Origin of the sequence: Citrobacter sp. Cpo142, assembly GCF_030332425.1 — a bacterium.
GTDB classification, from domain to species: Bacteria; Pseudomonadota; Gammaproteobacteria; order Enterobacterales; family Enterobacteriaceae; genus Citrobacter; species Citrobacter portucalensis.
On record NZ_JAOWHW010000113.1, the window covers coordinates 1 to 19,629 of the forward strand.

The window sequence follows — 19,629 nt, forward strand, 5'->3', positions numbered from 1 at the left end:
AAAAAAATCGGCCCAGATCCGCGAAATTTTAATCAGCGAGTCAGCTTGGGAAGAAATGACCTGCTTATTCGCACCTTCCCAAGGCAAAAACATTCTTGATTTGGGCTGTGGATATGGTTGGTTTTGCCGCTACGCGCGCGATAATCAGGCAGCCAGCGTAATGGGACTGGATATTTCACAAAAAATGTTAACCCAGGCACACAGTATGACGCAGGGTAATGGCATCGTTTATCAGCGTGAAGATCTCGAAACGCTAACCCTGTCCCCAAATTCGTTTGACCTGGTTTATAGCTCGCTTGCCCTGCACTATTTGCACGATATAGAACGATTATTCGTAACCATTTACCAGTCATTAACACCAGGCGGTATGTTAGTTTTCTCTGCCGAGCATCCAATTTATACCGCACCGCTTAATCAGGGCTGGATAAAAGACAAAACCGGGCAGCTGTCCTGGCCGGTTAATCATTATCAGCAGGAAGGTGAGCGCATCAGTAACTGGTTTGCTGAAGGCGTCAAAAAACAGCACCGTAAGCTGGCGACCTGGATTAATGCGCTGATTGCCGCCGGATTCGAGATCGTTTGTCTCGATGAATGGGGACCTTCCGGGCAACAGATTGCTGAAAACCCGGCTTTAGATGAAGAAAAAGAGCGGCCGATGGTGTTTCTGCTCAGCGCACGTAAACCAGCATAACAACGCCCCCAGGCAGAATGATTGATACTTTCCTATACTCAATCTGAACTTACCAAAAAAAGGAAAGTTAATGAAAATTCTGCTGTGGGTAATTCTGATTATTTTTCTGATTGGGCTATTGGTGGTAACAGGCGTGTTTAAGATGATTTTCTGATGTCGTCATTTCGCCCAGGCCTGATAGCAGAAATCTCAGGCTATTATTCTCTCTGATGCCGGATGGCGGCGTAAACGCCTTATCCGGCCTACTGGAGCTGAGATCAGGCAGTAATCTCAATAGCCTGAATCGCACGTGCGATATCCGGCGAATTATTTAACGCACGAATTTCCTGAAACAGTTCTGTTGCCTCTGAATATTCTTTGCGCAAATACCCTAACCACTGCTTAATCCGCGCTACATGATACAGCCCGGTGTCCCCCTGCTTTTCAAGGCGGGTATATTTTTGCAACAGCGTCACGACTTCAGGCCACGGCATACGCGGCTCGTTGTATTTCACCACGCGGCTCAGGTTCGGAATATTTAATGCGCCACGTCCGATCATCACCGTATCGCATCCGCTGATGGCCATACAATCCTGGGCGCTCTGCCAGTCCCAGATTTCGCCATTCGCAATAACCGGAATGGACAGCCGCTGACGGATCTCGCCAATCGCCTGCCAGTTGATATGTTCCGCCTTGTAGCCCTGCTCTTTGGTTCGGCCATGCACCGCCAGTTCGCTGGCACCAGCCTGCTGGACGGCATCGGCAATTTCAAACTGCCGGTCGCTGTTGTCCCAGCCCAGACGAACTTTCACCGTCACCGGAAGATGAGCCGGGACCGCCTCGCGCATAGCTTTTGCGCCCCGGTAAATAAGCTCAGGATCTTTCAATAATGTTGCGCCACCGCCGCTACCGTTCACCAGCTTCGATGGACAGCCACAGTTTAGATCGACACCGTACGAGCCCAGTTCTACCGCGCGTGCGGCATTCTCCGCCAGCCACTGCGGATACTGTCCTAACAGCTGAATGCGAACCAACGTGCCGGATGGCGTCCGGCTGTTGTTATGCAGTTCCGGGCAGAGTCGATGAAATACTTTTGCCGGCAGGAGCTGATCCACCACGCGCACAAACTCGGTGATGCACAGATCGTAATCATTCACTTCAGTCAGCAGCTCGCGCACCAGTGAGTCGAGCACGCCTTCCATCGGCGCCAGTAAAACACGCATATCGTCACCCGCAAAAAAAGAGGCGCTATGGTAGCGCCTCCGTTCGGGAGATTAAAGAGGCTCAGCGCGGCAACAGACAGTTATCTTCTTTCCAACCGTACAGCCATTCCATACCGCGATAAAACTCTGCCTGCGATTTGTCTTTCCACAGCAGATTACGTACCTGACGCTCGACGCCTGCGGCGTGGTAGACACGGCCCATTTCACGCGTTGACCAGACGATGCGTGCGGTACGCGGAATACGCACCGACTCATACAACGCAAAGGCATCAGCCGCATCGCCACCACACTGCTGTAGCGCTTTACCGAGCGTTACCGCGTCTTCCAACGCCATACAGGCACCCTGCGCCATATATTGCGCAACCGGGTGCGCGGCGTCTCCCACCAGCGTGATGCGGTCGGTTCCCCATTTTTCTACCGGCTCGCGGTCGGCAGTGGACCAGCGCCGCCATGATGTCGGTTTATCCAGCATCTGGCGCGGGCGCGGATGGATACCCGCAAAATAGGAGAGCACTTCCTCTTTGCTGCCATCCTTCACGCCCCACTCTTCCTGCTGACGACTGTGGAAGGTCACCACCAGGTTATATTGCTTACCGCCGCGCAGCGGATAGTGCACCAGGTGACAGTGTGGTCCGGCCCACAGAACCGGTGCGTTAATGCGTAAATCTTCCGGCATATCATCGCAATTAATCACGGCACGATAAACCACGTGCCCGGTAACCCGCGGAGCATCGCCGATCAGAGACTGACGAACAACCGATTTCACACCGTCACAGCCCACCAAAATATCCGCCGTCCAGCTGTTGCCGTGCTCATCAAATACCGTCACGTCATTCTCTGTCTGGCGGATATCAACCACGTTAGTTGAAGTGCGATACTCAACGTTAGGATGCACCAGCGCCGCTTCCCAAACGCTGGCGTGAATATCAACCCGATGGATAACCGCATAAGGACCGCCAAAGTGATCGCGGAACGCCTGGCCGGTTTCAATGCGGACCACCTCTTTCGCATTTACCGCATCCATCATCGTGATGTGGTCGGTAAAAACGGCACGCTGACGGGCGACTTCTCCCACGCCAAGGCTGTCCAGAGCAGAGAATGCATTCGGCCCGAGCTGAATACCCGCGCCAATTTCACCAATCTCGTGCGCTTTCTCCAGCAACATCACTTTAATGCCCTGACGGGCCAGCGATAGCGCGGTCGCCGCGCCGCCAATCCCGCCACCCACGATAATTGCGCGTGTCACTTTAGCCATTGTCGTTCTCCTTATCAGGCTGGAATTTTATCTTGTTGATTCTCGGGCGCGGCGGCGATAAACGCCGGAAGCTGAGTACAGGCATCATATACCGCCTTACAGCGCGGATATCCGCTCAGATCGCAGCCCATACGTAACGCGTTCGCCCACTGTGGGATCAGACAGCAATCCGCCAGCGTTGGCGCATCACCCACGCAGAACGTCCCCGAATGGCTCTGGCGCAGCATCTGTTCCACCGCGCTTAACCCTTGCTGGATCCAGTGTGCATACCAGCGTTTTTTATCTTCTTCACTGACCTTTAACTCTTCGCTCAGGTAGCGCAGTACCCGCATGTTATTCACCGGGTGGATATCACAGGCGATGGCATAGACAATTTCCAGCACCTTACTGCGCACCGGGAAGTCGGCTGGCAGCAGCGGCGTTTGCGGAAAGTGGCCATCCAGCCAGTCAATTATTGCCAGCGACTGCCCAAGTGATTCTCCGTCATCGGTCACCAGCGTCGGCACCAGTCCCACCGGGTTCATCCGTCGGTAGGCCAGTTCGTTCTGCTGACCAATGCGAATGTTGACGCCCACCGTCTGGTAATCCAGCCCCTTCAGCGCCAGCGCAATGCGCACCCGATATGACGCCGAGCTATTAAAGAAACTGTACAGCTTCATCATCCACCTCAGACAATCTTCACGGCGATGGGGGTTAAACCGTCTACGTTTCCGGTGATCACATCCCCTTTCACTACCGCCCCCACGCCTTCAGGGGTACCGGTGTAGATCAGATCGCCCGGCTGCAGTTCGAAGAAGCCAGACAGATAGCTGATGGTTTCATTCACAGACCAGATGAGGTGGCGAATATCGCTCCGCTGATGATCGTCGCCGTTGACCTGCAACCAGATTGGCGCATGGTTAACATCCACACTTTCGCTGGCTTTATGCAGCGGCGCGATGGGCGCGGAGAGATCAAACGCTTTGCCAATTTCCCACGGACGCCCCATCTGGCGCATCTCCATCTGCCGATCACGGCGAGTCATATCCAGACCGGTGGCATAGCCCCAGATATATTCGTGCGCTTTTTCCAGCGGAATATCACTGCCCTTTTTGCCAATCGCCACCACCAGCTCTATCTCATAGTGATAGTTATCGGTTTGCGATGGGTACGGCAGTTCGAGGGTCTGACCAACCGCCACCGGGACTACCGCATCGGCAGGTTTACAGAAAAAGAACGGCGGTTCGCGATCCGGATCAAAGCCCATTTCACGGGCATGAGCGGCATAGTTACGGCCCACACAGTAAACTCGGCGCACAGGAAATTGTTCATCACAGCCAACAACCGGAACGGTAACAGGCGCTTGTGGTTCAAATACGTATTGCGTCATTTTCTCTCTCCCAAATTAATAACGTGCTTCGCGGAACAACCCCAGCGCTTCCTGAACCGGTCTGTCCGAAAAACTGAATAAGACGGTATCTTCGCGGGTCTGGAACGACACGCCGTGCCAGGTCGGCACCACAAAGATATCTTTTGGCGAAAAGTTGAAGGTCTCATTGCCGATGGTGACCTGCCCACTTCCTTCCACCACGTGGTAGATAGTGCTGTCGGTGGTACGCGCCATTCGTGAGGAAAAGCCCTGCGGCAACAGTTGCAGGAAGGTTCCCATTGAAGGCATGGGATAACCGCCGGTTACCGGGTTGACGTAACGCATCTTGTAACCGTCCCATTCATCGGCGTCACCCATGCGGGTCAGGTCATGCAGTGCCTCACGGCTGCGATCGTAGCGATAGTTAAAAATCGGCGATGAATTACCTTTCTGATGACGCAGCGGCAGCATATTGGCCGCGTAGCGCGGTAAATAATCCCCTTCCTTGCGCGTGACCGTCTGCTGATCTTCCGGGTAGTCTTCCGCAAAGCCACAGCCCAGCAGGTTCACCAACGGCAGGTCCAGACCGTCCAGCCACACCACCGGTTCACTGCCCGGGTTGCCGTGATCGTGCCAGCGCCACTGCGGCGTCAGAATAAAATCGCCTTCTTGCATCTGGGTGCGCTCGCCATCCACGGCGGTAAATGCCCCTTTCCCTTCGACAATAAAGCGCAGCGCAGACTGGTTGTGGCGGTGACTCGGCGCAACCTCGCCCGGCATAATTAACTGCAATCCCGCGTACAGCGTTGGGGTGATTGAAGACTGTCCGCGCAGCATTGGGTTTTCCAGCACCAGCACGCGACGAATCGCCTCTTTCGCGCCAATCAGATTGCCACTTTCTAACAGTAGTGGACGGATCTCCTGATAGTTCCAGTACTCTGGCGCGCAATGTGCGTTCGGAGTTGGCGGCACCAGACGATGCAGCGACTCCCACAGCGGGGTCAGATTCTGCCCGGAAATATGCTGGTAAAACTGCTGACGGCTGTTCTTAACATCCTGATTCAGTTCAGACATAGGGATTCTCCTTATTCATTCACAACACCTGCGCGAGGCAGAGTATTCGAGGCAGAGGCCGACTGGCGGATAACAACCGTCAGCAGCGTAAGCATCACCGCGCTGATGGCCGCCGGGACGGCAATAATGAAAAACAGGTTATCGAATGAGAAATTCATCGCCATCATCACGCCGCCGGAAAGCGAGCCGACAATCGCGCCGCAGCGTCCCACCGCATTAGACCAGCTGACGCCCGTCGCCCGGCTTTGTGTCGGATAAAGCGTGGCGGTTAACGCATTAAGACCAACCTGAGAACCGCTGATACCAATGCCGGTGCCAAAAATGGCCAGCGCCATCAGCCACAGGCCGTTCTCACTCAGACCAATCATGACGATGCATACCGCTCCCAGCGCATAGCTCACGGCCAGCACGCGGAAAGGATTGTATTTATCCATCAGCACGCCCAGCGCCAGCGCGCCAAGCGTACCGCCAATCTGGAAGGCAGCGGTCACCCAGGAGGCATGCTGCAGATCAATTCCACGGTGGTTTAACAGCGTTGGCATCCAGCTGGAGAGCAGATAAATAATCAGCAAGCTCATAAAGAACACTACCCATAGCATCAGGGTAATGGGCAGCTGTCGCCCGACGAACAGCTGGCGAATGCTGCCTTTAGCAATTGCGGCGCCCTCGTTGAGATAAAAATGGGTATTGTCATAACGTTCCCGGGTGATGGCGCTAACGGTTCTGGCAATCACGTTTTGCGGCAGCTGACGACGAACCTGCCAGCGTGGGGATTCCGGTAGCGCAAACAGCAGGGCCACAAACAGCATCAGCGGTAGAACGCCTCCCAGCACCAGGATGCCGTGCCAGCCAATCACCGGCACCAGCTGCGCGCTGACGATGCCGCCCATTGCCGATCCCAGGGTGAATCCGCAGAACATCATGGTGACCAGTGCCCCACGCCGACGCGCTGGCAGGTATTCAGACGTCATGGTGATGGTATTTGGCATTGCGCCGCCCAGACCTAAACCGGTCAGGAAGCGCAAAATAACCAGCGTTTGTAGATCGGGTGAAAAAGCCGAGATCAGACTTAGCGCACCGAACAATGCCACGCAGAGTTCTATCACTCTTTTGCGGCCAAAACGGTCGGACAGCGGGCCACAGAGCAGCGCGCCAGCGGTCAGTCCCAGCAGACCTGCGCCAAACAGCGGGGCCAGATCGCCGGCAGTCAGCTGCCAGTGAGTGCGAATGTCGGGTGCGATAAAACCAATCGCCGCGGTATCAAATCCGTCGAGCATGACAACCAGAAAACAGCAGATGATAACGCGCCACTGGGTCTTACCGACGGGGGCGGAATCGATCAGCGCTTGTAGATCACGTTGTTGAGTCATAGTGAATGCCTCAGTGCAGGTAGAGTAGATGTCTGTTTTGTTTTAGGTATGTTGCGACTTTGTATGTTTGGAGATGAAATGTACAATGGCTTTTCATGCAGAGGTATAACCTGGAGGTTATAGCAAATGGCAAACTGGGCGCAGAAACTGAAGTTGCACCACCTGCAAACGCTTATTGCACTGGGCGAACAGGGAAATCTGACTCACGTCGCCCGGATGATGAATATCACCCAGCCCGCGTTGTCGAAATGGTTATCACAACTCGAAGATGAGATTGGCATCACGCTCTTTGAACGTCATAGCAAAGGCTTGCGTCCTTCCGAAGGCGGCAAACTGCTACTGCAGCATGCCCAACGCCTGATCAATGATATGGAACGTTCGCAGTATGAGATCGCCCGTTTTAAGCAAGGCGGCCTTGTAGGGAGTCTGAAGATTGGCTGCTCGCCAGTAGCGACCGACTGTGTTTCTCAGGCAATACTGGAGTTGCTTAAAGAGTTACCAACCCTGCATCTTAATATTGAAGAGAAAGTGATGACCCCGCTGCTGCACGATCTGCTCGCGGGTTCGGTGGATGTCGTCGTCGGTCGCGTCGGTGGCCGGGCGCTTCAGTTGCCGCTCAATTACCAGGTGCTGTATACCGAGCCGGTCTGTTTCGTCGCCCGTCCCGACCATCCCTTAGCAAAATATCCCCTGCTCACCTGGCACGATCTGGCGAACTGGCGTTGGATTGTCTGGCCGACAGGAACCCCTATCCGGATAAGCATTGATAACGCACTGGTTGATAACGGCGTCATGTTGCCGGAAAACATCATTGAATCAGCATCGATCAACGTCAGTACCAACCTGCTGCAAAGTAGCGACATGATCTCTATTCTTTCTTTGCGTCTGGCACAAAGGTATGCCGCCCAGGGACAGCTGGCTATCCTGAATCTGCCGAAGATTGAACAAAAAGGCAGCGTCGGCGTATTCTGGCGCAACAACGAAACGCCGACTACCGCCCTGAATCGTTTTTTGTATTATCTGGCACAGGTTTAGCGCGGAGAGTTAGGGCCATCGCCCGATGTTCCAGATATCTATTTCCTCTATGCTTAGAATTCATGATGTGATCGGTAGCACGTTTTTAAGTTTAATTGTATGATGAATGAGTCTCGTCAAGGGTTTCAACTATGAGCAAAGCACTGAACGTTATCTGGCAATATTTGCGCGCATTCGTCCTGATTTATGCCTGCCTCTATGCAGGTATTTTTCTTGCATCGCTACTCCCTATCACCATTCCGGGCAGCATTATCGGCATGCTGATCCTATTTGTCTTACTGGCTTTGCAGGTGTTACCGGCAAAATGGGTTAACCCTGGCTGCTACGTGCTGATTCGTTATATGGCCCTGTTGTTTGTCCCGATTGGCGTGGGGATCATGCAGTACTTTGACCTGCTCCGCGCACAATTTGGTCCGGTGGTGGTGTCTTGTACCATCAGTACGCTGGTCGTTTTCCTGGTGGTGAGCTGGAGCTCGCACATTGTGCACGGTGAGCGCAAAATCGTTGGGCAAAAAGAGGCTAAGGCAAAAAAATGATGTCGTATATATGGTGGTCGTTACCTCTTACGCTGGCGGTATTTTTTGGCGCACGTAAGCTGGCAGCTCGCTTTAAAATGCCTTTGCTGAACCCTCTGCTGGTGGCCATGGTGGTAATTATTCCCATTCTGCTGCTGACCGGTATTCCCTACGATCACTATTTCAAAGGCAGCGAAGTGCTGAACGATTTGCTGCAACCTGCCGTGGTCGCACTGGCTTATCCGTTATACGAACAGCTGCACCAGATTCGCGCCCGCTGGAAATCAATCATTGCTATCTGTTTTGCCGGGAGCGTTGTGGCGATGGTAACAGGTACAACAATCGCCTTGTTGATGGGCGCATCGCCGCAAATTGCCGCGTCTATCATGCCAAAATCGGTCACCACACCTATCGCTATGGCCGTGGGTGGCAGTATTGGCGGTATTCCGGCTATCAGCGCCGTTTGCGTCATTTTTGTCGGCATTCTCGGGGCAGTATTTGGTCATACGTTGCTTAATGCGATGCGTATTCGCACCAAGGCCGCTCGTGGGCTGGCAATGGGCACCGCGTCGCACGCCCTGGGAACCGCACGCTGTGCGGAACTGGACTATCAGGAAGGTGCGTTTAGCTCACTGGCGCTGGTCATTTGCGGCATTATTACCTCGCTGGTAGCCCCGTTCCTGTTCCCGATTATTCTGGCAGTGGTGGGTTAACCTTCATTTTTTAGCTATTTATTTGCGATGCGTTGCACATTTTTCATTTAAGTTTCATAAGTTGCACACACAATGAGATTTGGATCACATATAAAGCCATAACAGGCCCGTAAACTACGATTCCATTACATTGTTATGAGGCATCGCCATGCATCCACGTTTTCAAACTGCTTTTGCCCAACTCGCGGATAACTTGCAATCAGCCCTGGCCCCTGTTCTGGCGGATGCACATTTCCCCGCCATGCTGACTGCTGAGCAGGTCTCTTTGCTGAAACGCGAATCGGGACTGGACGAAGACGCGCTGGCATTCGCTCTGCTGCCGCTGGCTGCGGCCTGCGCACGTACTCCGCTATCCAACTTCAACGTTGGGGCAATTTCTCGCGGCATCAGCGGCAACTGGTACTTCGGTGGGAACATGGAGTTCCTGGGCGCGACCATGCAGCAAACCGTTCATGCCGAGCAAAGCGCCATCAGCCACGCCTGGCTGCGCGGTGAAAAAGGGCTCGCCGCCATCACCGTCAACTACACGCCGTGCGGCCATTGTCGCCAGTTTATGAACGAACTGAACAGCGGACTGGATTTACGTATTCATCTGCCGGGACGTGCACCACACGTGCTGCGCGATTACCTGCCAGATGCCTTCGGCCCGAAAGATCTGGAGATTAAAACGCTGCTGATGGACGATCAGGATCACGGTTTCGCGCTGCAGGGCGATACGTTGACTCAGGCGGCAATCACCGCTGCCAACAGATGCCATATGCCGTACAGCAAATCCCCAAGCGGCGTGGCGCTGGAGTGTAAAGATGGTCGTATTTTTAGCGGCAGCTATGCTGAAAATGCCGCCTTTAACCCGACCCTGCCACCGCTGCAGGGCGCGTTAAACCTGTTGAATCTCAACGGTTATGATTATCCAGATATCCAACGTGCTGTACTGGCTGAAAAAGCCGACGCGCCATTGATTCAGTGGGATGCAACCTCCGCCACGCTGAAAGCACTGGGCTGCGACAATATAGAGCGCGTACTTCTGGGTTAATCGACTCAATAACGCCAGTTCGTAGGCCGGATAAGGTGTTTACACCGCTATCCGGCACTATGCGCAATGCCTAAAATCCCCTCAATCAGACTGCTGTTTCTTGCGCTACGTCTTCCGGTACAGTAGCCTGATTGAAATTCCATCCAAATAACGAGTTTTCTGCATGTTAAAGCGCGTGTTTTACAGCCTGTTAGTCCTGCTAGGCTTGCTGCTTTTGACTGTGCTTGGACTCGATCGCTGGATGAGTTGGAAGACGGCTCCCTACATTTACGACGAACTGCAGGATTTACCCTACCGCCAGGTAGGTGTGGTTCTGGGCACGGCGAAGTATTACCGCACCGGCGTCATCAACCAATATTACCGTTACCGCATTCAGGGCGCATTGAACGCCTATAACAGCGGGAAGGTAAACTATCTGCTGTTAAGCGGCGATAATGCCCAGCAAAGCTACAACGAACCCATGACGATGCGTAAGGATCTGATTGCCGCAGGCGTCGATCCCGCTGACATCGTGCTTGATTACGCAGGGTTCCGGACACTCGACTCCATCGTGCGTACCCGCAAGGTCTTTGATACCAACGATTTCATCATTATTACTCAACGATTCCACTGTGAGCGCGCCTTGTTTATTGCGCTGCATATGGGTATTCAGGCCCAGTGCTACGCCGTACCTTCGCCAAAAGATATGCTCACCGTGCGGGTACGTGAATTTGGCGCCCGTTTTGGCGCACTCGCCGATCTCTACATTTTCAAACGTGAGCCCCGTTTTTTAGGCCCACTGGTGCCCATCCCTACTATGCATCAGGTACCGGACGATGCGCAGGGGTATCCGGCGGTCACGCCTGAACAATTACTCGAATTACAAAAGAAACAAGGAAAATAAGCATGGAAGGAAAAACGATCTTTATCGTTATTGGCGTACTGATGATTGTTCTCTGGACGTGCAGAGAAGGCCTGAAGGGACTGCGTTCCGGTATCGTCGAGAAAACAGTGAAAGGTTCGCAGACGCCAATGATCATTTCTCGCGCTAAAGAACCCAGCACTTACTGGAGCTATATCATCGTTTATTTCGGTATGGCCATTGGTGCACTGTTCACTGGTATCTGGTTACTCTTTATCAAATAAAAAAACCGATGCAGAACGCCTCTGCACCGGTTTTATTTTTCTCTTCCCAGATTACTTCTTACGCGCGTACTTCAGTGAGTCCAGCGCGACCGCGAAGATAATAATGCCGCCCTTGATAATATACTGCCAGTAAGGGTTCACGCCGATGTAGGTCAAACCGTAGTTGATGACGGTGAAGATGATCACACCGGTTACTACGCCAAACACGGTACCTACCCCGCCGCTGAACGACACGCCGCCAACCACGCACGCCGCAATCGCATCCAGCTCATACATAAAGCCGAGGTTGTTGGTCGCCGAGCCGATACGCCCGGCTTCGAGCAAACCGCCGAAGGCATAGAACACGCCAGACAACGCATAGATAATCAGCAGGTTCAGCGCAACGTTTACCCCGGACACTTTCGCAGCTTCCGGGTTTCCGCCGATGGCGAAAATGTTTTTACCGAAGCGGGTCTTGTTCCACAGCACCCACACAAAAGCCACCGCAATCAGCGCATAGAAAGTGATGTAGGAGAGTCGGAAACTGCCCAGTGCAATAAAGCCCTGCGCAAAGGTTGAGAATCCGCTGTCAAAGCCAGAAATTGGCGATGCGCCGACGAAGTCGTAGTACAGGGAGTTGATCCCGTAAACGATAATCATCGTACCCAGAGTGGTAATAAACGGCGTTACGTTCAGATAAGCAATGATAATACCGTTCACCAGACCGATAATGGCACCAATCACGCAGACAATCAGCACCACTACAATGATCGGCATCGTCGCCATTTCCGGGAATACCTTGTTGGCATTCTCCATCGACTGCAACAGAGTTGCCGCCACCACTGCCGCCAGGCCAACCTGACGCCCCGCCGACAGGTCGGTCCCTTGGGTAACAATCAGTCCAGCCACACCCAATGCGATAATAATACGCACCGAGGATTGCGTGAGAATATTACTCAGGTTCAGTAAGCTTAAGAAAGTGGGATCCTGGAAAATAATAATCGCCAGCAAAACCAAAAGAACAACGTAAATTCCGCCTTCTTTCAGGTAAGTAAGAAAACTTTTCTTATTTAACGCACTCATGAGGAGCCCCTAATCTTAAAGGTGCAAAGACGCAAGACGGAGGATTTCGTTTTGCGTTGTTGTTTTAGTGTCAACAATTCCAGCAACGAGACCATTGCTCATCACCAGAATACGATCGGTAATACCCAGCAGCTCCGGCATTTCAGAGGAAATAATAATAATCCCCTTATCCTTTTTCGCGAGTTCGGCAATCAACTGATAAATTTCAAATTTCGCGCCAACATCGATTCCACGCGTCGGTTCATCCAGCATCAGAATTTCTGGCTGGGTTAATAACCAACGACCAATAACCACCTTTTGCTGATTACCGCCAGAAAGTGAACCGATTTGCGTACGATGACCCGGTGTTTTTACTCTCATGGAGTCAATTACCCACTGGGTATCACTCTTCATGCGGGAATTATCCAACAGACCAACTTTGTTTTTATAGTTTTGGATATTGGAGATTAACGAGTTAAAACCAATGTCCAGATATGCATAAATACCGGTTGAGCGGCGCTCTTCCGTGACCAGTGCAAAACCATGGTTGATGGCTTCATTTGCACTGTGGTTATTAATTTTTTTGCCGTGTAGCGTAATCGTACCTGATGATTTCTCACGAATACCAAAAAGCGTTTCAACGATATCCGTGCGTTTTGCGCCTACCAGACCTGCAATCCCAAGAATCTCCCCTTTGTGCAAATCAAACGAGATATCACGAATCGACGGCTGGCGCAGCGAGGTCAGGTTACGCACTTGCAGAATGACTTCACCAGGTTTGTTTTCTTTATCCGGAAAACGTTGGTTCAGTGAACGTCCGACCATCATGGCGATGATCTTATCCATATCCAGCCCTTCCAGCGGCTGGGTCGCAATCCACTGACCGTCGCGTAGTACGGTAATTTCATCGCACAGCTGGAAGATTTCTTCCATTTTGTGAGAGATATAAACAATACCGCATCCACGCTCTTTCAGCTTACGGATGATGGTGAACAGATGGTTAACTTCTTTTTCAGTTAACGATGAAGTTGGTTCATCCATGATGACGATTTTGGCGTCATAGGAGAATGCTTTCGCAATTTCAATCATCTGCATTTGTGAAACGGATAATGTACCGACGCGCGCACGCGGATCGATATCAATATCCAGTTCATCAAATATCGCTTTGGTATCGCGGTACATTTTTTCCTGATCGACAAACATGCCTTTGGTGGGATAGCGTCCCAGCCACATGTTGTCCATTACAGAACGTTGTAATACCAGGTTTAATTCCTGGTGTACCATCGAAATACCATTTTCAAGCGCTTCTTTAGCAGAATGAAAATCGATTTCTTTACCCTGAAATAAAATACTGCCGGAATCTTTTTGATAGATGCCGAAAAGACATTTCAATAATGTTGATTTCCCCGCTCCATTCTCTCCCATTAGGGCGTGAATAGAATGCGGGCGAACTTTTAAATTGACATTATCAAGCGCCTTAACGCCGGGGAAGGACTTGTTGATGCCGGTCATTTCCAACAAGTATTCGCCTGACGACTGAGTATGTGTGCTGACCATAATTATACCTTGTTGGCCTTGCAGAGTGCATTATTAAGGGCGCAATGAAATTGCGCCCACATACGGAGTATTTATTTGTTGGTGAACTCTGCCAGATTATCTTTATCGACACCTACGTACGGAACGCGAACAATCTTGTTCTCAATTTTCCAGTTAGTGCCATCTGCCGCACCTTTGCCATCAGCCAGGTTTCTCGCCAGATCGAAGGTGGCTTTCGCCTGGTTGTTAGCATCGTTCAGCACGGTACCGGCCATGGCGCCAGATTTCACCAGAGCCAGCGCTTCAGGCAGCGCATCCACACCAAATACTGGTACGCTGGTTTTGTTGTGCGCTTTCAGCGCTTCAACTGCACCCATTGCCATCGCATCGTTGTTAGCGATAACCACTTCAATTTTGTTCGCGTTTGGACCAGACATCCACGCATCCATCTTATCTTTCGCCTGAGCGGTATCCCACATTGCAGTATCTAACTGCAGCTGCTCAGTTTTAATGCCCTTGTCGTTCAGCTCTTTAATCACGTAAGTAGTACGCGCTTCAGCATCCGGGTGTCCCGGCTCGCCTTTCAGCAGAACAAACTGAATTTTGCCGTCTTTGTTCAGGTCCCAGTTCGGGTTAGCTGCCCAGTGTTTGGCAATCAAATCACCCTGAATAATGCCGGACTCTTTAGAGTCGGTACCGACGTAATACGCTTTGTCATAGCTGTCCAGCGCTTTACGAGAAGGTTCTTTGTTGAAGAACACGATCGGTACGTTCTGTCCGCGTGCTTTTTCAATGACCGTGCCTGCAGCTGCCGGGTCAACCAGGTTAATCGCCAGTGCTTTAACGCCTTTAGCCAGCAGCACGTCGATCTGATCGTTTTGTTTGGACTGGTCGTTCTGCGAGTCGTTCATCAGCAGCTGTACATCTGGTGCCGCTTTGGCATCTTTTTCAATAGCCTTACGTACTACAGACATAAAGTTATCGTCATACTTATAGATAGTCACACCAATGCGGGTATCAGCAGCGTGCGCAGCCGCGCCGAATAACATGCTTGCCATTACAGCAGACAGGGTCAACACCTTCTTATTCATGGTATCTCCGGTTTTATTATGCAGGGTAGTACTTGAGATAAATGCTCGGCAGGCAGAACGTTACTGAAGTGTTACTGAACGCCGAAGCTCACTTTTAAAAAATATTTCTTCCGTGTCTGGCAACGCTCCAAAAACAGGCTTTAATTTTTGTTTAAGGCACCTATACCTCGATGAAAGTGATTATTCACCGTTACATAGTAGTTACAGCGCAACAAACAGTGTCATCATAGCTATCGCATTGTTAATATACTGTGAATTTACTCACATATTGAAAGCGGTTACATCGCGCAACGTTATGAGTTAGTGATCGGTGCCGCATTCTGCCGCAGCGCTACTGAATGGCGACGCACCAGCGTTGGCATAAAACAATGCGACGCCTGCGGATCCAACGTGCCAGCCGCCCCCTGTAGCGCAAGCTCCGTCGCCATTTTTGCCATTGAAGCAATGGGATAGCGCACAGTGGTTAGCTGCGGATCGGTGTAACGCGCGATGGGAATATCATCGAAGCCAATGATAGAAAGGTGTAATGGAATAGCGATGCCGTTATCTTTTAGCGCGGTCAGCGCGCCGGCTGCCATATTGTCGTTATAAGCGAAGACCGCCGTCAGTTGTAAGTTACGCCCCAGCAGTTCCACCATCGCGGACTCTCCGCCCTGCATATCGGGCGAACCGGTGCCGACCCAGCTTTCTGCCGCAACAATCCCCTGCTCTTTCAGAGCAGTTAACCACCCTTCTTTGCGCATGGCGTCATCTTCAATGCGGTGGCTTGATGCCAGATAACCGATGCGTTGATGACCATTATTTAGCAGCATTCGGGTAGCCATTTTGGCACCGCTGATGTTATCCAGGCAGACGCAACGGTGGGCGTAGCCAGGAACAAGGCGGTTGATCAGTACCATGCCGGGGATTTGATCCATAAACTCGGCCAGTTCCCGATCGCTCAGCGCTTTAGAGTGTACAATCAGCGCGTTACAGCGTTGGCGAATCAACACCTCAATGGCATGACGTTCTTTTTCCGCCTCATGGTAGCTGTTGCCAATCAGGACATACTTCTGATGCTGCTGAGCAACCATATCCACGGCTTTTACCAGCGCGCCAAAAAACGCATCTGATACATCCATGACGACAACACCAATCGTGTCGCTTACCTGCGTCGCCAGCGCTTGTGCGTTGGCATTAGGTCGATAGCCAAGCTGAGTGACTGCCTTCATTACCGCTTCACGCGTATCGGGACTCACCAGCGCACTGTTGTTCAGTACACGGGAAACGGTCGCTACAGAAACGCCAGACTGCCGTGCCACATCACGAATGGTTACCATATTCACTGCCCTGTTTTAGATTGCGGCTGCCCGCAGACACCCCAGGCTGGGTATTTTGTCAGCACAATGAAACGGACTGCGTGAGTGATGTCACAGGAATGAAAGCGCTTACATCCATTTTGTTAATGAATGTGATCCAGATCGTTATCTGGATGTTCGTGGTAATGATGTCCCCGAAGCACGCAGGGTTAATTGACGCCACAGCCATTCCACCGGGCCCTGCCGGTAGAAACGCAGCCATATGACAGAGAAAAGTAAGTTAATCGCCCAGACCGGGATGACGAAAAGCAGCAGCTCCAGCCGGTCAAATTTCATAAATAAACCGGCCTGATAAAACAACGTGGTGCAGATTAAGGTCTGTAACAGATAGTTGGTTAATGCCATGCGACCCACACAGGCGACGGCAATGACCCATTTTAAGCGACTAAGCTGTGGCCAGAAACCAAACATCAGCGCGGCATAACCAATGGTCTGCAACGGCGCCCCCAGTTCTCGCGGAGCTTGCAACAGGAAGGCACACCAGCGGTAGGCCCAGTCCAGTTGCCACTGGGCGATGATAGCAGGCAGGTTAATCGCCATGCCGATAATAACCAGCAGAACGCCAGTGCGTCGATAATGCTGCAAACTGTACTGCCCTTTTAGCCAGCCGCTACGCATTAATGCCGCGCCGAGCAGCATCATCCCCGCCAGTTGCCAGCCATATTGCGCACCTAACGCCAGCAAGCTATTGGACATCATATCCACGCGATTGCTGATTGCTTCCATTCCGCCGTTCACTTTCCAGTATTTTTCATACAGCAACGCTGAAGCATCCGGCGTCCAGGCCCGGCTGGTTTCGCTCCCGGAGATCACACCCAACAGCAGCAATACACCAACGCCCGCCAAATAAAGCACCACGCCGGTGTTAAACAAGCTTTTCACCGACGGCGCATCCCGGATCAGCCGCCAGCAAATCAGGCCGATCAAGCCATATGCCAGCAGGATATCGCCATCCCAGAAGAGTAAACCGTGAATGAATCCCAATAGCACCAGCAACGTAAGCCGCGACTGGATCCAGCGTTTACCACGCGGGAGCAGCATTTGCAGACCAGCACCAAACAGCAGAGCAAACAGGGTAAGGAATTTTACCTGCGCAAAGAGATCGAGCAGCGCCCAGGTCCAGGCGTCAGATAAGGTAATGTCGCCATACCAGGCGGGGTTGAGGTATGCCGCCTTCGGCAGGCCAAAGGCGCTAATATTGAGAAGCAGGATACCAAGAATGGCAACGCCACGAATAAAATCCAGCGTGACATTACGCTCCATGGTTCCTGCCCTAATCAGTTGTGATGACGTACTGCGCGCAGGAATTCCTGACGCGTGTTCTGGCTGGACTTAAACAATCCGCCAAGAGAAGTGGTGGTGGTCGCACTGGTCGCATCGCGAATGCCGCGCGCTTTCACACAGTAATGCACCGCATCAATCGATACCGCCACATTATTCGTCCCGAGCAGCGTTTGCAGCGCGGTGAGAATTTGCTGGGTCAGACGTTCCTGTACCTGCGGACGCTGTGCAAAGAACTGCACAATGCGGTTAATCTTCGACAGACCAATGACCGAATCTTTCGGAATATACGCCACCGTCGCTTTGCCATCGATAGTGACAAAGTGGTGTTCGCAGGTGCTGGTCAGCGTGATATCGCGGACCGTGACCATCTCGTCCACCTTCATTTTGTTTTCAATGACGGTGATTTTCGGGAAGTTGGCGTAATCGAGACCAGAGAAAATCTCATCGACATACATTTTCGCAATGCGATGCGGAGTTTCCATCAGACTGTCATCGCTCAAATCGAGATTGAGCAATTGCATAATCTCGGTCATATGGCCAGAGATAAGACGTTTGCGTGTTTCGTTATCCATCTCTTGCACAGGTGGGCGCAGCGGGGTTTCGAGACCACGCGCAACCAGCGCTTCATGAACCAGTGCCGCTTCTTTACTGAGTGATGACATTTCTTCTTCTCCTGCAGGTGGGGCGCCTCTGCCCTGCATGGGGCAAAGTTTTTAGGCTGTATCACAGCCAGAACATTGTGCGTGAGGCGGCGCACATAATCCAGTATTCACCGCGATAATTATTGAAATTGGCACAGCCTTTCAGCTGTAGCAATTTCACCTTCTATTCAGCCCGGTGACGTCGAGTGTTAATGTAAAGTTATATAGATGATGAAGTATGTTTGCTCAATGCGGAAGTGAAAGTTACTCACAGTGCTATGAATAATCTGTATTATGATGAGTTCGCAAACACATTCAGGTTCAACACAACAAGGAGCCACGCATGGAAATGCTTGAAGAGCACCGCTGTTTTGAAGGCTGGCAGCAACGCTGGCGTCACGACTCCACCACGTTAAATTGCGCCATGACCTTCAGTATTTTTCTTCCACCACCCCGTGATAACGCCGCGCCTCCGGTGCTGTACTGGCTGTCGGGCCTGACCTGTAATGATGAAAACTTCACCACCAAAGCAGGCGCGCAGCGCATTGCAGCTGAGCTGGGTATTGTTCTCGTGATGCCGGACACCAGCCCGCGCGGCGAGCAGGTTGCCAACGATGATGGCTACGATTTAGGTCAAGGGGCAGGATTTTACCTCAATGCCACCCAGCAGCCGTGGGCAACGCATTTTCGTATGTATGACTATCTGCGTGATGAGCTTCCGGCACTGATTCAGTCGCAGTTTAACGTCAGCGATCGCTGCGCCATCAGCGGACACTCCATGGGCGGCCACGGCGCATTGATTATGGCGCTGAAAAATCCCGGGAGATACACCAGCGTTTCCGCCTTTGCGCCGATCGTAAACCCTTGTCGTGTTCCGTGGGGTGAGAAGGCTTTTAGCGCTTATCTGGGCGAAGATAAAACACAGTGGGCAGAGTGGGATAGCTGCGCGTTGATGCTGGCCAGCAAACCCGCAGACGCGATCCCGACGCTAATCGATCAGGGAGACAGCGATCAGTTTCTTGCCGATCAGTTGCAGCCCGCGGTACTGGCCGAAACTGCCCGTCAGACCGCTTGGCCAATGACGCTACGCATCCAGCCTGGTTACGACCACAGCTATTACTTTATTGCGTCGTTTATTGAGGATCACCTGCGCTTCCACGCCCAGTATTTGCTGAAGTAATTTCTTAGTTGAGGGCGGAAGCCCTCTTCATTTCTCCATCATTCCTTCACTTTTTCTCCTTTTTTCTTCCCCAACTATCTTATTGATTAAAAAAGAATTTCACTCCAAATCACATCAAACACAAATGATTTCTATTA

At 52.0% G+C, this 19,629-nt stretch carries 21 protein-coding genes; 9 read left to right on the forward strand and 12 right to left on the reverse strand.

Annotation, left to right across the window (positions count from 1 at the left end; genetic code table 11):
• The first annotated feature begins 16 nt into the window (after positions 1–16).
• The gene (locus OGY18_RS09840; protein WP_286553073.1) at positions 17–691 is read left to right on the forward strand and encodes a class I SAM-dependent methyltransferase; all 675 of its coding nucleotides are present in this window, start codon (positions 17–19) and stop codon (positions 689–691) included.
• Positions 692–761: 70 nt separating this feature from the next.
• Positions 762–845 carry a small membrane protein YohP gene (gene yohP, locus OGY18_RS27525; RefSeq protein WP_015572324.1) on the forward strand — a complete coding sequence of 28 codons (84 nt, stop codon included), beginning with the start codon at positions 762–764 and terminating at the stop codon, positions 843–845.
• A gap of 103 nt (positions 846–948) precedes the next feature.
• On the opposite strand, the gene dusC is transcribed toward yohP, so the two are convergent.
• From dusC to mhbT, 6 genes are all read right to left on the reverse strand, one after another.
• Positions 949–1,893 carry a tRNA dihydrouridine(16) synthase DusC gene (gene dusC, locus OGY18_RS09845; protein ID WP_126317689.1) on the reverse strand — a complete coding sequence of 315 codons (945 nt, stop codon included), beginning with the start codon at positions 1,891–1,893 and terminating at the stop codon, positions 949–951.
• A gap of 61 nt (positions 1,894–1,954) precedes the next feature.
• Positions 1,955–3,148, reverse strand: a complete 1,194-nt coding sequence (locus tag OGY18_RS09850) for a 3-hydroxybenzoate 6-monooxygenase (RefSeq protein ID WP_286552862.1) — start codon at positions 3,146–3,148, stop codon at positions 1,955–1,957.
• 14 nt (positions 3,149–3,162) lie between these two features.
• Positions 3,163–3,807 (reverse strand): maleylacetoacetate isomerase, encoded by a 645-nt coding sequence (gene maiA / locus OGY18_RS09855; protein ID WP_103014205.1) that lies wholly within the window; start codon positions 3,805–3,807, stop codon positions 3,163–3,165.
• A gap of 8 nt (positions 3,808–3,815) precedes the next feature.
• Positions 3,816–4,517 carry a fumarylacetoacetate hydrolase family protein gene (locus OGY18_RS09860; RefSeq protein WP_286552864.1) on the reverse strand — a complete coding sequence of 234 codons (702 nt, stop codon included), beginning with the start codon at positions 4,515–4,517 and terminating at the stop codon, positions 3,816–3,818.
• 15 nt (positions 4,518–4,532) lie between these two features.
• The gene (gene gtdA / locus OGY18_RS09865; protein WP_286552866.1) at positions 4,533–5,570 is read right to left on the reverse strand and encodes a gentisate 1,2-dioxygenase; all 1,038 of its coding nucleotides are present in this window, start codon (positions 5,568–5,570) and stop codon (positions 4,533–4,535) included.
• Positions 5,571–5,581: 11 nt separating this feature from the next.
• On the reverse strand, positions 5,582–6,940 hold the full coding sequence (gene mhbT, locus OGY18_RS09870; protein WP_128611991.1) for a 3-hydroxybenzoate transporter MhbT: 1,359 nt from the start codon (positions 6,938–6,940) through the stop codon (positions 5,582–5,584).
• Positions 6,941–7,066: 126 nt separating this feature from the next.
• Here mhbT and OGY18_RS09875 point away from each other — a divergent pair, with 126 nt between their 5' ends.
• The 6 genes from OGY18_RS09875 to OGY18_RS09900 all read left to right on the forward strand — a co-directional run bounded on the left by OGY18_RS09875 (position 7,067) and on the right by OGY18_RS09900 (position 11,361).
• A complete protein-coding gene (locus OGY18_RS09875) occupies positions 7,067–7,975 on the forward strand; it encodes a LysR substrate-binding domain-containing protein (RefSeq protein WP_149281503.1) in 909 nt (302 codons plus the stop codon).
• A gap of 131 nt (positions 7,976–8,106) precedes the next feature.
• A complete protein-coding gene (locus tag OGY18_RS09880) occupies positions 8,107–8,511 on the forward strand; it encodes a CidA/LrgA family protein (RefSeq protein ID WP_003834497.1) in 405 nt (134 codons plus the stop codon).
• The gene (locus tag OGY18_RS09885) at positions 8,508–9,203 is read left to right on the forward strand and encodes a CidB/LrgB family autolysis modulator (protein ID WP_003027380.1); all 696 of its coding nucleotides are present in this window, start codon (positions 8,508–8,510) and stop codon (positions 9,201–9,203) included. Before OGY18_RS09880 ends, OGY18_RS09885 begins: the two co-directional genes overlap by 4 nt.
• A gap of 148 nt (positions 9,204–9,351) precedes the next feature.
• Positions 9,352–10,236, forward strand: a complete 885-nt coding sequence (gene cdd / locus OGY18_RS09890) for a cytidine deaminase (protein WP_003834500.1) — start codon at positions 9,352–9,354, stop codon at positions 10,234–10,236.
• Between the two features lie 163 nt (positions 10,237–10,399).
• Positions 10,400–11,119 carry an outer membrane permeability protein SanA gene (gene sanA, locus OGY18_RS09895; RefSeq protein ID WP_003027383.1) on the forward strand — a complete coding sequence of 240 codons (720 nt, stop codon included), beginning with the start codon at positions 10,400–10,402 and terminating at the stop codon, positions 11,117–11,119.
• A gap of 2 nt (positions 11,120–11,121) precedes the next feature.
• On the forward strand, positions 11,122–11,361 hold the full coding sequence (locus OGY18_RS09900) for a DUF2542 family protein (RefSeq protein ID WP_003834502.1): 240 nt from the start codon (positions 11,122–11,124) through the stop codon (positions 11,359–11,361).
• Between the two features lie 51 nt (positions 11,362–11,412).
• On the opposite strand, the gene mglC is transcribed toward OGY18_RS09900, so the two are convergent.
• The 6 genes from mglC to folE all read right to left on the reverse strand — a co-directional run bounded on the left by mglC (position 11,413) and on the right by folE (position 18,333).
• Positions 11,413–12,423, reverse strand: a complete 1,011-nt coding sequence (gene mglC, locus OGY18_RS09905) for a galactose/methyl galactoside ABC transporter permease MglC (RefSeq protein WP_003027393.1) — start codon at positions 12,421–12,423, stop codon at positions 11,413–11,415.
• 15 nt (positions 12,424–12,438) lie between these two features.
• Positions 12,439–13,959, reverse strand: coding sequence for a galactose/methyl galactoside ABC transporter ATP-binding protein MglA (gene mglA, locus OGY18_RS09910; protein ID WP_003027396.1), 1,521 nt, complete (start codon positions 13,957–13,959; stop codon positions 12,439–12,441).
• Between the two features lie 71 nt (positions 13,960–14,030).
• On the reverse strand, positions 14,031–15,029 hold the full coding sequence (gene mglB / locus OGY18_RS09915; protein WP_043016958.1) for a galactose/glucose ABC transporter substrate-binding protein MglB: 999 nt from the start codon (positions 15,027–15,029) through the stop codon (positions 14,031–14,033).
• A 293-nt stretch (positions 15,030–15,322) separates the two neighbouring features.
• A complete protein-coding gene (galS, locus tag OGY18_RS09920; protein ID WP_032943995.1) occupies positions 15,323–16,348 on the reverse strand; it encodes an HTH-type transcriptional regulator GalS in 1,026 nt (341 codons plus the stop codon).
• Between the two features lie 144 nt (positions 16,349–16,492).
• On the reverse strand, positions 16,493–17,650 hold the full coding sequence (gene yeiB / locus OGY18_RS09925; RefSeq protein ID WP_063940519.1) for a DUF418 domain-containing protein YeiB: 1,158 nt from the start codon (positions 17,648–17,650) through the stop codon (positions 16,493–16,495).
• Positions 17,651–17,664: 14 nt separating this feature from the next.
• Entirely contained in the window at positions 17,665–18,333 is a 669-nt protein-coding gene (gene folE, locus OGY18_RS09930) for a GTP cyclohydrolase I FolE (protein WP_003027410.1), read from the reverse strand.
• 322 nt (positions 18,334–18,655) lie between these two features.
• On the opposite strand from folE, the gene fghA reads away from it, so the two are divergent.
• Positions 18,656–19,492 carry an S-formylglutathione hydrolase gene (fghA, locus tag OGY18_RS09935; protein ID WP_200921380.1) on the forward strand — a complete coding sequence of 279 codons (837 nt, stop codon included), beginning with the start codon at positions 18,656–18,658 and terminating at the stop codon, positions 19,490–19,492.
• The last annotated feature ends 137 nt before the right edge of the window (positions 19,493–19,629 follow it).

Excerpts from the sequence above, each read along its gene's own strand:
- mhbT (WP_128611991.1), bottom strand. The coding sequence starts at position 6,940 with ATGACTCAACAACGTGATCTACAAGCGCTGATCGATTCCGCCCCCGTC.
- fghA (WP_200921380.1), top strand. The coding sequence starts at position 18,656 with ATGGAAATGCTTGAAGAGCACCGCTGTTTTGAAGGCTGGCAGCAACGC.
- mglB (WP_043016958.1), bottom strand. The coding sequence starts at position 15,029 with ATGAATAAGAAGGTGTTGACCCTGTCTGCTGTAATGGCAAGCATGTTA.
- OGY18_RS09860 (WP_286552864.1), bottom strand. The coding sequence starts at position 4,517 with ATGACGCAATACGTATTTGAACCACAAGCGCCTGTTACCGTTCCGGTT.
- OGY18_RS09885 (WP_003027380.1), top strand. The coding sequence starts at position 8,508 with ATGATGTCGTATATATGGTGGTCGTTACCTCTTACGCTGGCGGTATTT.
- cdd (WP_003834500.1), top strand. The coding sequence starts at position 9,352 with ATGCATCCACGTTTTCAAACTGCTTTTGCCCAACTCGCGGATAACTTG.
- sanA (WP_003027383.1), top strand. The coding sequence starts at position 10,400 with ATGTTAAAGCGCGTGTTTTACAGCCTGTTAGTCCTGCTAGGCTTGCTG.
- yeiB (WP_063940519.1), bottom strand. The coding sequence starts at position 17,650 with ATGGAGCGTAATGTCACGCTGGATTTTATTCGTGGCGTTGCCATTCTT.
- yohP (WP_015572324.1), top strand. The coding sequence starts at position 762 with ATGAAAATTCTGCTGTGGGTAATTCTGATTATTTTTCTGATTGGGCTA.
- OGY18_RS09880 (WP_003834497.1), top strand. The coding sequence starts at position 8,107 with ATGAGCAAAGCACTGAACGTTATCTGGCAATATTTGCGCGCATTCGTC.
- galS (WP_032943995.1), bottom strand. The coding sequence starts at position 16,348 with ATGGTAACCATTCGTGATGTGGCACGGCAGTCTGGCGTTTCTGTAGCG.
- dusC (WP_126317689.1), bottom strand. The coding sequence starts at position 1,893 with ATGCGTGTTTTACTGGCGCCGATGGAAGGCGTGCTCGACTCACTGGTG.
- maiA (WP_103014205.1), bottom strand. The coding sequence starts at position 3,807 with ATGAAGCTGTACAGTTTCTTTAATAGCTCGGCGTCATATCGGGTGCGC.
- OGY18_RS09850 (WP_286552862.1), bottom strand. The coding sequence starts at position 3,148 with ATGGCTAAAGTGACACGCGCAATTATCGTGGGTGGCGGGATTGGCGGC.
- mglA (WP_003027396.1), bottom strand. The coding sequence starts at position 13,959 with ATGGTCAGCACACATACTCAGTCGTCAGGCGAATACTTGTTGGAAATG.
- gtdA (WP_286552866.1), bottom strand. The coding sequence starts at position 5,570 with ATGTCTGAACTGAATCAGGATGTTAAGAACAGCCGTCAGCAGTTTTAC.
- OGY18_RS09900 (WP_003834502.1), top strand. The coding sequence starts at position 11,122 with ATGGAAGGAAAAACGATCTTTATCGTTATTGGCGTACTGATGATTGTT.
- folE (WP_003027410.1), bottom strand. The coding sequence starts at position 18,333 with ATGTCATCACTCAGTAAAGAAGCGGCACTGGTTCATGAAGCGCTGGTT.
- mglC (WP_003027393.1), bottom strand. The coding sequence starts at position 12,423 with ATGAGTGCGTTAAATAAGAAAAGTTTTCTTACTTACCTGAAAGAAGGC.
- OGY18_RS09875 (WP_149281503.1), top strand. The coding sequence starts at position 7,067 with ATGGCAAACTGGGCGCAGAAACTGAAGTTGCACCACCTGCAAACGCTT.